The 11,909-nt window shown below is 30.1% G+C and carries 11 protein-coding genes and 2 riboswitches; all 11 genes read left to right on the top strand.

Annotated features, from left to right (window positions below):
- Nucleotides 1–64: 64 nt before the first annotated feature.
- The 11 genes from IO99_RS08515 (at nucleotide 65) to grdB (ending at nucleotide 11,763) form a co-directional block, all read left to right on the top strand.
- Nucleotides 65–1,021, top strand: a complete 957-nt coding sequence (locus IO99_RS08515) for an AAA family ATPase (protein WP_035132421.1) — start codon at nucleotides 65–67, stop codon at nucleotides 1,019–1,021.
- Nucleotides 1,008–2,177: a DUF58 domain-containing protein gene (locus IO99_RS08510; protein ID WP_035132420.1), complete on the top strand. Its 1,170-nt coding sequence runs from the start codon at nucleotides 1,008–1,010 to the stop codon at nucleotides 2,175–2,177. The genes IO99_RS08515 and IO99_RS08510 overlap by 14 nt, the downstream gene beginning before the upstream one ends.
- 4 nt (nucleotides 2,178–2,181) lie before the next feature.
- The gene (locus tag IO99_RS08505; RefSeq protein ID WP_035132419.1) at nucleotides 2,182–4,584 is read left to right on the top strand and encodes a transglutaminase-like domain-containing protein; all 2,403 of its coding nucleotides are present in this window, start codon (nucleotides 2,182–2,184) and stop codon (nucleotides 4,582–4,584) included.
- Nucleotides 4,584–5,405, top strand: a complete 822-nt coding sequence (locus IO99_RS08500) for a Cof-type HAD-IIB family hydrolase (RefSeq protein ID WP_035132418.1) — start codon at nucleotides 4,584–4,586, stop codon at nucleotides 5,403–5,405. Before IO99_RS08505 ends, IO99_RS08500 begins: the two co-directional genes overlap by 1 nt.
- 104 nt (nucleotides 5,406–5,509) lie before the next feature.
- A complete protein-coding gene (locus IO99_RS08495; protein ID WP_035132416.1) occupies nucleotides 5,510–5,977 on the top strand; it encodes a tRNA (cytidine(34)-2'-O)-methyltransferase in 468 nt (155 codons plus the stop codon).
- Nucleotides 5,978–6,491: 514 nt separating this feature from the next.
- A riboswitch (glycine riboswitch) is annotated at nucleotides 6,492–6,597 on the top strand.
- Between the two features lie 3 nt (nucleotides 6,598–6,600).
- Nucleotides 6,601–6,655, top strand: a riboswitch (glycine riboswitch).
- Nucleotides 6,656–6,733: 78 nt separating this feature from the next.
- Complete coding sequence (locus IO99_RS08490; RefSeq protein WP_035132414.1) at nucleotides 6,734–7,111, top strand: GrdX family protein; 378 nt, start codon at nucleotides 6,734–6,736, stop codon at nucleotides 7,109–7,111.
- A gap of 15 nt (nucleotides 7,112–7,126) precedes the next feature.
- Nucleotides 7,127–8,050 (top strand): thioredoxin-disulfide reductase, encoded by a 924-nt coding sequence (gene trxB / locus IO99_RS08485; RefSeq protein WP_035132412.1) that lies wholly within the window; start codon nucleotides 7,127–7,129, stop codon nucleotides 8,048–8,050.
- 72 nt (nucleotides 8,051–8,122) lie between these two features.
- Nucleotides 8,123–8,452, top strand: coding sequence for a thioredoxin family protein (locus tag IO99_RS08480; protein ID WP_035132410.1), 330 nt, complete (start codon nucleotides 8,123–8,125; stop codon nucleotides 8,450–8,452).
- A 100-nt stretch (nucleotides 8,453–8,552) separates the two neighbouring features.
- A complete protein-coding gene (locus tag IO99_RS08475; RefSeq protein ID WP_035132408.1) occupies nucleotides 8,553–9,839 on the top strand; it encodes a glycine/sarcosine/betaine reductase component B subunit in 1,287 nt (428 codons plus the stop codon).
- Nucleotides 9,840–9,904: 65 nt separating this feature from the next.
- On the top strand, nucleotides 9,905–10,372 hold the full coding sequence (gene grdA, locus IO99_RS08465) for a glycine/sarcosine/betaine reductase complex selenoprotein A (RefSeq protein ID WP_084178130.1): 468 nt from the start codon (nucleotides 9,905–9,907) through the stop codon (nucleotides 10,370–10,372).
- Between the two features lie 86 nt (nucleotides 10,373–10,458).
- Nucleotides 10,459–11,763: a glycine reductase complex selenoprotein B gene (gene grdB, locus IO99_RS08460; protein ID WP_084178129.1), complete on the top strand. Its 1,305-nt coding sequence runs from the start codon at nucleotides 10,459–10,461 to the stop codon at nucleotides 11,761–11,763.
- Nucleotides 11,764–11,909 lie beyond the last annotated feature (146 nt).

Raw genomic sequence — 11,909 nt, 5'->3', positions numbered from 1 at the left:
GTTTTTTTGGTCATGTTACCGAAATAGTAAGAATAAAATAAGGGACAAAATTGGGAGGATTAAAATGAAAAACAATGTAGAACTTATTGAAAATATTGTTACTAATATAGAAAAAGTTATAGTTGGAAAACAAAAGGAGATTTATGATATCATGAAAGGTATGATTTCAGGAGGTCATATTTTAATAGAAGATGTACCAGGAGTTGGAAAGACAACTTTGATAAAAGCCATAAAAGAAAGTTTGAGCTTAACATATAGTAGAATTCAATTTACACCTGACTTACTTCCATCAGATATTACTGGTATCTCAATTTACAATGCTGGTACAGGGAAGTTTACTTTTAATAAGGGACCTATATTTTCAAATATAGTGTTAGCAGATGAGATTAATAGAACATCACCAAAAACACAGTCTGCACTATTAGAAGTCATGGAAGAAATGCAAGTTTCAGAAGGAGGCATAACCTATGAGGTAGAGAAGCCGTTTTTTATAATGGCTACAGAAAATCCTATCGAATATGAGGGAACTTTTTCTCTACCTGAGGCTCAATTGGATAGATTTATGATAAAAGTACATCTTGGTTATCCAAGCAAAATGGATGAAGCTTATATTTTAAATTTGTATAGACAAGAAAATCCATTAGATAAATTAATGCCAGTGGCTTCAAAAGAAGATATAATAAATATTCAAAAACAGGTTAAGGAGATAAAGGTTAATGATGAGATTAACAAGTATATAGTAAATATTATTGATGCCACAAGAAACCATAAAGAGATAGTATTAGGTGGAAGTACAAGAGCTTCATTAGCATTACTTAGGGTTGCACAGGCTACAGCCTTAATAAAGAATAGAAATTATGTAATACCAGAAGATGTTAAAGAAAATGTTAAGTTAGTTCTTTCTCATAGGATAATATTAACCAATGGCTCTATTGCAAGGGGAATAAAGGCTGAAAATGTTTTAGAAGAAATTTTAAATGTGGTAATAGCTCCAAAGGTGAGAGTATATGTTGAAGATTAAAAAGTCCTATTTTATATTAACTATTCTGTCTTATATATTTGCTCTGTTTTCAGGCGGGAATTTACCCTATTCTATTTTTTATTGCCTTCTCTTAGTGTTAATTATTACAAGTATATATATTTATTTTGTAAGTAAAAATTTAAATATTGATGTAGTTAATGATAAAAAGGAAATAATTGCTGGTGAAAATAATAATATAATTATAAAGGTATACAATGATTCAATATTTCCAATACCATATATGGAAATTGAAAATTCCCTTTTAAAAAGAATTATGAATAAATATAGAGGAGATATTATTTCTATAAAAATAAATGGTAATAAATTCATAAAGAAAGATATAAAAATACCAATTAGAGGTGACTATAGGTTAGGTAGCACAACGAGTATAGTTAGTGATATATTTGGAGTTTTTACTTGGAAAAGTTCCTATAGCCATAAAGAAACTATAAAGGTATATCCTAGCATATACCCTTTGAAGAGCATTAAAATTAAAGGAGCTAATTTAAGAGAGTTTAATACTAAAACAATAATGCAGGAGCTAAATAAAGGACCGGAAAGCTTAGAGACTATCAAAAATATTAGAGAATATAGAATTGGAGATAGTTATAGAAGGGTAAATTGGAAGGTTACTGCAAAACATGGAAAATTATTCATAAAGGAATATGAAAGTAGTGAAAGTCCTCGTATACATGTGTTTTTAGACTTAAGAAAAGATCCTTATAGTATGGATAAAGATGGAGTAAGAGAGGAAGAACTTGTAGAGTTTTTCTTATCTCTAATAAAATATATGCAGGAGAAAAGTGCTAATTCACAAGCTATAATTATAGGAGAAAATACTGAAGTTTTTAATATTAGCAATAAGGAGCATTTAGAAGGGTTAAAAACTCATATGGTAAGTAAGTACAGTGAGGGAAGAGGTAAGTTGCCTCTTTTTATGAAGAAGTTTATGTATAATGTGAATAAGAAAAGCGCTGTTGTCATAGTAACCTATGATATGAGCAAAGAAAATATAGATTACTTTATAAATTTATCTACAGAGGGATATGAGGTTACATTATTTTATTTAGATAAAATACCGAAGGTTAGTGATGATGCTATTTCACATATGTTAAATAAAGGTATAAATTGTTATAGCATAGAAGAAATAAGGTGATGCCATGAGAGTGATTGAAGAAAAAATATTAAAATCTTTTTTAGTTATTATAAATTTTACAATAGTAATAAAGCTTATAGTAGATTGTTTTAAGATAGAGGAACTAAATTTTGTATTTTTAATTCTACTATTTGCCATGGGTATACTAATTTATCTGTTTTTTTCTAAAGTACTTAATAGTATAAGAAAAAAAATAATCTTTTTTATTATTGTTTTTATTTTATTAGGGATAATTATCTATATAACTTCTGGAATATTTGTATTGAAGGAAATTGAAGTAATATCACTTAATTTAAAAAATATAAATAATGCAGCCCTTAAGGCCAAAAATATTAACTTTGAGGAGTTTATTCATATATTTTCAATAGGAATTCCTTTACTTATAGCTGTGCTTATATCTATAACTCAGAAATTCATATATACTCCTTTGTTTTTTTCAATAGGTGTTTTTGTGATTTTCTGGTATCAAATATTCTATAAAAATGTTATTCCTAACATTCCTTATTTTTTAGCAGCTGTTATTATAACATTAGGAACAGGAGAATATATTAAAAAATGCAGAGAATATAGAGGAAGAGAAGTTAAAATAGATATTAATATAACATATATGATTACGTTAATACTAATACTTGCTTTACTAATTCCTGGATTAGTATTGATACTACCTCAAGAATACAAAGGGAAAACTGTAGACAATTTTACTACTTTTTTTAGAAATGAATTTGCAAGAAAAAAAGAAAAGGAAAAAAATCCTTCTTTAGAAGCTTTGAAGGGAAGCTTTTCAATGAAGCAAAGTGGATATAGTGATTCATCTACAATTTTAGGAGGATCAATAGCATTAAATCGTAGAGAGGTGTTTAAAGTAATATCAGATAAGCCTTTTTATTTAAGAGGAAAGGCTATGGATTATTATACAGGAAGATCATGGATAAAATCTGAAGATAAAGTAATGAGAAAGGTTGAGATTAGTGAAGCTTCCAATATGCCCATGCATAAACTTATGCAACCAACAAAAGATGAAAGTTTTCAGACTGAAGAAAAAATATTAACTATAATTCCAGGAAAAAACTTTAAAACTACTTCTTATTTTACTCCTAACAATAGTAATAATATTATTAATGATAGTAAGGATCTGTTTGTAGATTTAATTCCGATATTTATGAGTGATGTAGAGATAAAGGAACCTTACAAGGTTAGTTATATATCTTATGGTGATTTTGATAATTATCTTGAAGGAATTCAAAATTCTATGTATAAAAAAACTCCATTGAATGAAAATTATATAATGCCTCAAAGGGAGTTTGGAGTTGATGATTATTCTTATAGAGAAAATTTAATGTCATCAATAGATACATCTAAAGGTATGGAGTATGTAAACAAAGAAAGTTCCTTTTTAAATAACTTTATGCTACATTACATGAATTATCTTCAGCTTGATGCTCCGATTAATGATGAAGTATATAAAATAGTTGATGATATATTAATTGGTGAAGCACAAGCAAAAGAAAAGACTGTGGAGGAACTAACCACTCACGAAAAAGCCTTAGCTATAAGAAGTTATTTGATGAAAAATTATAAGTATGTTACTAATGTTGGAGATAATGATGAATATAACGATTTTGTAAGCAATTTTATACTGTTAGATAAGAAAGGATATTGTACTTATTTTGCGTCTGCAACAGTAATGATGTGTAGAATTGCAGGTGTTCCAGCTAGATATGTAGAAGGATTTAAGATGTCAGATGATAAAGGAGAAGATGGTAGCTATAAGGTAACTAATGCTGACGCTCATGCATGGGCGGAAATACTTATAAACCCTTATAGGAATCAATGGGCCATAGTAGACTCAGCACCAACTCCTACTGAACATGAAGAAGCTCAAGAAGAAATTGAATTAGAAAATACAGCAACAGAAAGTAATCCCAATAATGAATCCAATAATAAAATTAATAAAAATAAGCCAGGATTTAATGAAGAGGAAAGTGAAATAGGAGAAGATGATAAATTTAATAGATATATAGGAATATATGTAACTACAGGAGCATTAGCTGTAATGATAGCTATATTTGCTGGACTGTATGAGATTAATAAGATGAGAATTGTTAATAATAAAAGCATGATACCTTTATATAATTATTATTTAAAAAGACTAAAAACTCAAGGCATAGTAAAAAGTAAAAGTAGTGGAGATCTAGAATTTGTAGATTCTATAAGGGATAGAGATCTACAAAATAGATTAAGAGATATTGTAAATTTGGTCTATGATGAGTTTTATGGAGAAATATTATCAAGTACCTTTGAAAAAAAAGAATATTTCATGTATATTGAGAATTATATTAAGGAAAGAGAAAAATGGTATAAATACATTATTAATAAGTATTTTGTATTTAATCTATGGAGGGACTAATGAAATATAAATTAATTTGTGTTGATATGGATGGCACATTATTAAATAGTAAAAAGAAAATATCTGAAAGAAATTTAAATGCAATCAATGAAGCTCATAATAAAGGGGTTAAATTTGTAGTTGCAACAGGAAGAATATTTGTATCAGCCAATTATTATGGGGATATAATAGGGGTAAAAACCCCTATTATAGCTTCAAATGGAGCTTATATTAGAGAAAAAGATTTAGATAAAGCTATATATGAAGAGTATCTAAATAAGGAAGAGTGTAGAGTCATTTTAAAATTATTAAAAAAGTATGATATTATGCCTCAATTTTATAGTGCTGACACAATATATACAGAAGAGATAAAGCATTCGGCATTAATATATAGTAAAGCAAATGCAACCTTACCTAAAAATAGACAGGTAGCCATAAGAATTATAAATGAATGGGAAAAATTATTTGAAGAAAGTGGAAATTTAATTAAGGTTATGGTAGTACATGAGGATAAAGAGAGAGTTATAGCAGCAAAGGAAGAATTTTTAAATCTAAAAAGCTTTGAAGTAGTAAGTTCTATGGAGAGTAGCTTTGAGATTATGAAAAAGGGGACATCCAAGGGAGAAGCAGTAAAGAAAATATGTCAGTATTATGGAATTCATAGAGAGGAAGTAATTTGTATGGGAGATAACGAAAACGACATTTCTATGATCAAGTTTGCTGGGATAGGTGTAGCTATGGGAAATGCTGAAGAATTTGTAAAAAAACAAGCAGATTATGTGACTCTTAGTAATGAAGATGATGGAGTTGCTCATGTCATTGAAGAGTTTATATTAAAATAGAATGTTAAAAAAGTTTTTAAAGTTATAAACTTTACATAGAAATAGAAATGAAGTATTATATCTTTATCAAGCCTGAATAGGCTTATTTTTAGGAGGACGTAATAGTGAACTTAAACATAGTATTATTTCAACCAGAGATTCCTCAAAATACTGGGAATATAGGGAGAACTTGTGTACTTACTAATTGTAAGCTGCATTTAATAAAACCTTTAGGATTTAGCTTAGATGAAAAAGCAGTAAGAAGGGCTGGACTTGACTATTGGCCACAGTTAGAGTTAGAAATTCATGAAAGTTATGAAGCTTTAAGGGAAAAATATAAGAATGGAACATTTTATTTTTGTACTACTAAAGGAACTAAATATTATAATGAACCCAATTTTAAAGAAGGTGATTTTTTAGTATTTGGTAGAGAATCTAAAGGATTACCTGATTATATAAGAGAAGAAAATAAAGATAATCTTATAAAGGTGCCTATGGTAGATACTACAACTAGATCTCTTAACCTTTCCAATACGGTTGCTATAATTGCTTATGAGGGATTGAGACAAATAGGATTTAAAAATATGAAGTAGTATATTAAAAAGGATATGATTTAAGGTCATGTCCTTTCATATTATTATAAACAGAATAAAAATTTATAATTTAAATTATAATATACAAATAAATTTATTATACATTGGGCTGTTCAAAGAGTTTTTAATAACAATAAAGTACAGAAATTGATTTATAGAAAAAATAATAACCATATTTAAAAAGTTAAAAAAATATCAATATGTTTTTACGTTTATAAGTATAGGTATTTGAATATATCATAAGTAAATTCATTTTAAAATTATTTCTGAAAATGAAAAAATAGGTATATGAGTATGCTCTAGAGGTTGGTATGCAACGAATTTCTCCATATTAATAAAGGATATATATGAAGGATATAATGATATATATAATTGACAGAATATTTTTATTAAAAAAAACTTTATAGAAACTATAGAAAAATCAAATAATAAAACAATAAAAATATGTAGAATATTAGACAAATATATTATATACTGATATTAAAGATAGAAAGTAAAGAAAATAATAATTTGGATGATATTTTCGGGAGAGAATCTATTAAATTAGGTAGCCGAAGAAGCAAGTATTTATTTTGCCAAATAAATATGAAACTCTCAGGCAAAAGGACCGAAAATGGACAAAACTCTGGAAAGCGTATATGCACCGAAGGAGCAAAACTCTCAGGTTAAAATACAGAGGCATAGGGCAAAATATATTAATATTTTGCGCTATGCTTTTTTATATGCACCTATATGCACCTAATAGGAGGAATTTAAATGATAGAACCATTATTTATTGTAACTAACAATCCTATGTCAAAAGAAAAATTTGAAGAAAAGTTTAAAGTTGAGTTTATAGATGTGCCCCAGTTGGATATACTAAAAAAAGTAAGAAATTATATTCATAAAGGCAATAGAATACTTACTCATCCATTGATGGGAAGTGTAAAGCCGAATGAAACTCCTTACAGAACTGTTTGTGTTTCAACGGAGGTTGTCAATGGAGTTGATTTGCAGTCTTTAGAAATTATAGAAAATGCTATAGGTACAACAGAAAAATTTTTAAGAGATTTTAACACTCCAAAATGGAGTGAAAAAATATTAACAGATTTTCAAGTAATAGATTCAGACTTAATAGATCATGCTATTAACTAAGGGAGGTATATTGATATGTCACAAATTTATGACACTATAATAATTGGAGGAGGACCTGCAGGATTATCAGCAGGACTATATGCTTCAAGATCACGAATGAAAACGTTAATCATTGAGAGAGCAAAATATGGTGGTCAGGCAACAACAACTGACGAATTAGAGAATTATCCAGGTTCAATTGAAGAATGTACTGGAACAACATTAAGTCAAAGAATGAGACAACAAGCAGAAGATTTTGGTACTGAGTTTGTTAAAGACGAAGTAGTTGAAACTGTTTTAGAAGGTGATATTAAAGTTATTAAATGTAGAAAAAGTGAATATCAAGCTAAAACAATAATAATTGCAACTGGAGCAACTCCAAGACTTGGTGGATTTAAAAATGAGATAGAGTTAAGAGGTAGAGGAGTTTCTTATTGTGCTACATGTGATGCAGATTTCTTTACTGAACTTGATATTGCTGTAATTGGCGGCGGTGACTCAGCTATTACTGAAGCTATATATCTTGCTAAATTTGGTGAAACTGTTACCGTAATTCATAGAAGAGATTCATTAAGAGCAGCTAAATCACTACAAGAAAAAGCTTTTGCAAATCCTAAAATCAAATTTATTTGGGACTCTGTTGTAGAAGAAGCTAACGGAGATGAAATTCTAGAAAGCTTAACTATAAAAAATAGAAAAACTGGTGAAGTTAGCACTTTAGAAGTTAATGGTTGCTTTGTATTTGTTGGATATTTACCAATATCAGAACTGTTTAAAGGCAAAGTAAACATGACTGAAAGAGGAGATATAATAACTGATGAAGAAATGAGAACTAACATACCAGGAGTATTTGCAGCTGGAGATGTTAGAGAAAAATCATTAAGACAAGTTATTACAGCGGCAGCAGATGGGGCTATTGCGGCTACTAATGCAGAGCATTATATAGAAAATTCACATTAGAATATAATTTATTTACTTTAGGTAAATTATATATTAATAAATATTTATAATCTGAAAGGTAGGTAAAATACAATGATAGAATTAAACAAAGATAATTTTGAGTCAGAAGTTTTAAACAGTGATAAACCAGTTTTCGTAGATTTTTGGGGAGATAAATGTGAAATATGTATAGCTTTAATGCCAGGTGTTCACGATTTAGAACCTAAGTATGAAGATAAAATAAAATTTGCTAGCTTAAACATAGGTGGAGCAAGAAGAGTTGCTATAGGACAAAAAGTTCTAGGACTTCCAACTATGAAAATTTACAATGGTGGAGCTTGTGTAGCTACAATAACTCCAGATAAAATTGCTACACTAGATGATATCGAAGGATTTATTAAAGAATACTACGAAACATTATAATTTCAATTTTCAAGGTTTAAAAGGTTATTAGATGAGGAGGATTACCTCCCATCTTCTAATAAATAAAAAGTGACCTATATATTTTTAGGAGGTGAAGGTTTTGCGTCTAGAGATTGGAAAGATATTTATTAAGGATCTTCAATTTGGACCAGAAACAAAAGTTGAGAACGGAGTTCTTTATGTAAACAAAGAGGAGTTATTAAACGAGGTATCTGGTGACGAAAGAATTGCAAGTATCGATTTTGATATTGCAAGACCAGGTGAGGAAGTTAGAATAATACCTGTAAAAGACGTAGTTGAACCAAGAGTTAAAGTAGAAGGAAATGGTGGAATATTTCCAGGTTTCATTAGTAAGGTAGATACAGTAGGTTCTGGAAGAACACATGTTTTAAAAGGAGCTGCAGTTGTAACTACTGGTAAAATAGTTGGGTTCCAAGAAGGTATAGTTGATATGAGTGGAGAAGGTGCTAAATATACACCGTTCTCAAAAACAAATAACCTTGTGATTATATGTGAACCAAAAGAAGGAATTTTACAACACGATCATGAAGAAGCAGTAAGAACTATAGGATTTAAAGCAGCTACATACCTTGGAAAAGCAGGTAAGAATGTGGAACCTGATGAAGTGAAATCTTATGAGACATTACCACTTCTACAACAAGTTCAACAATATCCAGAGTTACCTAAGGTAGTATATGTATATATGCTTCAAACACAAGGATTATTACATGATACTTATGTATATGGTGTAGATGCTAAGAAAATAATTCCTACATTTATTTATCCAACAGAAGTATTTGACGGAGCTATCGTAAGTGGAAACTGTGTATCTGCTTGTGATAAGAACCCTTCTTATGTTCATATGAATCATCCAATAATAGAAGATTTATATGAGAGACATGGCAAGGACTTTAACTTCTTAGGTTGCGTTATAACAAATGAAAACGTATATCTAGCTGATAAAGAGAGATCATCAAATATGGTTGCTAAGTTAGTAGAATTCTTAGGAGCAGATGCTGCTATAATTTCTGAAGAAGGATTTGGAAACCCAGATGCGGACTTAGTTATGAACTGTAATAAGGTTACAGCTAAAGGCGTTAAAACTGTTCTAGTTACAGATGAGTATGCTGGTCAAGATGGTATGTCTCAATCATTAGCAGACTCAACTCCAAAGGGTGATGCTGTAGTAACTGGAGGTAATGCTAACGAAGTTGTTATTTTACCACCTATGAAAAGAGTAATTGGTCATGTAGATGCTGCAAATACTATTGCTGGTGGACACATGGGAAGCTTAAGAGAAGATGGATCAATTGAAGCTGAAATCCAAGTTATTACTGGAGCAACTAGCGAAGTAGGATTTAACTATTTAACAGCAAAAGGATATTAATTTTAAAATATAACTAAAAAGTTTAGTTTAATGATTATGAGTACATTGAAAAGGAGATAGATACTATGTTACAAGGAAAAAAAGCTATCTGTATAGGAGATAGAGACGGAATACCAGGACCAGCTATAGAGGCTTGTGTTAAATCAGCAGGAGCAGAAGTTGTTTTTGCATCAACAGAGTGCTTTGTCTGAACAGCTGCAGGTGCAATGGATCTGGAGATCCAACAAAGAGTTAAAGATTTAACTGAAAAATATGGTGCAGAAAACATGGTGGTAGTAATCGGAGGAGCAGAAGCAGAAGCATCTGGATTATCTGCTGAAACAGTTGCTGCTGGAGACCCAACATTTGCAGGGCCTTTAGCAGGAGTTGATCTTGGATTATCTGTTTTCCACGTTGTAGAGCCAGAAATAAAAGCAGAGTGTGATGAAGCTATTTATGACGAACAATGCGGAATGATGGAAATGGTTCTTGATGTTGATGCTATTATAGAAGAAGTTAAAAATGTAAGAGACCAATTCTGTAAATATCTTTAATAAATAATTTTAATAGAAAATGTTAAATTAATTGACCTAAGAAATAGAATTTCTAGAGGGCAAGTCCCATGAAAGGGGGAAAACCTATGTTAAAAGTTGTTCATTATATAAACCAATTCTACGCAGGAATAGGCGGAGAAGAAAAAGCTGATATTAAACCTGAGGTTCGTGAAGGGTTTGTAGGACCTGGACTTGGATTAAATGGGTTATTAAAGAAAGAAGACGTTGAGATAGTTGCTACAGTTATTTGTGGAGATTCTTATTATGCTGAGAATACAAAAGAAGCACAAGCTGAAATTATCGAAATGGTAAAAAAATATAATCCAGATTTATTTATAGCTGGACCTGCATTTAACGCTGGAAGATATGGTGTTGCATGTGGAGATGTATGTAAGGCAGTTAAAGAAGAGTTGAATATACCTGTATTATCTGGAATGTACATTGAAAATCCAGGTGCAGACATGTATAAAAAAGATTTATACCTTATCTCTACAAGAAATAGTGCTGTAGGTATGAGAGATGCATTACCTAAAATGGCTAAATTAGCTATTAAATTAGCTAAGGGAGAAGAAATAGGTTCTCCAGTAGAAGAGAATTACATTGAAAGAGGCATAAGAAAGAACTATTTTGCAACTGAAAGAGGATCTAAGAGAGCAGTTGATATGCTTGTTAAAAAATTGAAAGGTGAAGAATTCGTTACAGAATTTAAAATGCCTGACTTTGATAGAGTTGATCCAATGCCAGCAATAAAAGATATAACTAAAGCTAAAATTGCTATAGTTACATCTGGTGGTATAGTTCCAAAAGGAAACCCAGATCACATAGAGTCATCTTCAGCTTCTAAAATTGGTAAATATGATATAGAAGGAATTAATGATTTAACTGGAGAAACTTTTGAAACAGCACACGGTGGTCATGATCCAGTGTATGCTAATGAAGATCCAGATAGAGTTATCCCAGTAGATGTTCTAAGAGATCTTGAAAAAGAAGGGAAAATAGGAGCATTACACAGATACTTCTATTCTACAGTTGGAAATGGTACAGCTGTTGCATCTTCTAAAAAATATGGTGAGTTTGCAGCTAAAGAATTAATAGCTGACGGCGTAGATGCAGTTGTATTAACTTCTACGTGAGGAACTTGTACACGTTGCGGTGCAACGCTTGTTAAAGAAATAGAAAGAGCTGGACTTCCAGTAGTTCACATGTGTACTATTACTCCAGTATCTTTAACTGTTGGAGCTAACAGAATAATTCCTACAGTAGCTATTCCTCATCCACTTGGAAATCCAAACTTAACAAAAGAGGATGAATATACATTAAGAAGAAAACTAGTTGAAAAGGCTTTAAAAGCTCTTGAAACAGAAGTTGATGGACAAAAAATATTTGAATAATTAAAATTAATGATTTAGTAATTAGGGGATTACCCCTAATTACTAAATATATTAATAAGAAGATGTCTAGTTTGCACAATGTACAATGAATAGTTTTTACCTATTTATTATAGATTGTGCAAATTACAAAATAAATTATTATAAAG

This window comes from Clostridium sulfidigenes, assembly GCF_000732635.1.
Classification (GTDB): Bacteria; Bacillota; Clostridia; order Clostridiales; family Clostridiaceae; genus Clostridium_J; species Clostridium_J sulfidigenes.
The sequence above is the reverse complement of the archived record's forward strand: the minus strand, read 5'-3'. Positions and strand labels throughout refer to the sequence as shown.

Bases quoted from the DNA above. Each gene is read 5' to 3' on its own strand.
- trxB (WP_035132412.1), top strand. From the start codon at position 7,127: ATGTCACAAATTTATGACACTATAATAATTGGAGGAGGACCTGCAGGA.
- IO99_RS08500 (WP_035132418.1), top strand. From the start codon at position 4,584: ATGAAATATAAATTAATTTGTGTTGATATGGATGGCACATTATTAAAT.
- IO99_RS08515 (WP_035132421.1), top strand. From the start codon at position 65: ATGAAAAACAATGTAGAACTTATTGAAAATATTGTTACTAATATAGAA.
- IO99_RS08505 (WP_035132419.1), top strand. From the start codon at position 2,182: ATGAGAGTGATTGAAGAAAAAATATTAAAATCTTTTTTAGTTATTATA.
- IO99_RS08510 (WP_035132420.1), top strand. From the start codon at position 1,008: ATGTTGAAGATTAAAAAGTCCTATTTTATATTAACTATTCTGTCTTAT.
- IO99_RS08490 (WP_035132414.1), top strand. From the start codon at position 6,734: ATGATAGAACCATTATTTATTGTAACTAACAATCCTATGTCAAAAGAA.
- IO99_RS08480 (WP_035132410.1), top strand. From the start codon at position 8,123: ATGATAGAATTAAACAAAGATAATTTTGAGTCAGAAGTTTTAAACAGT.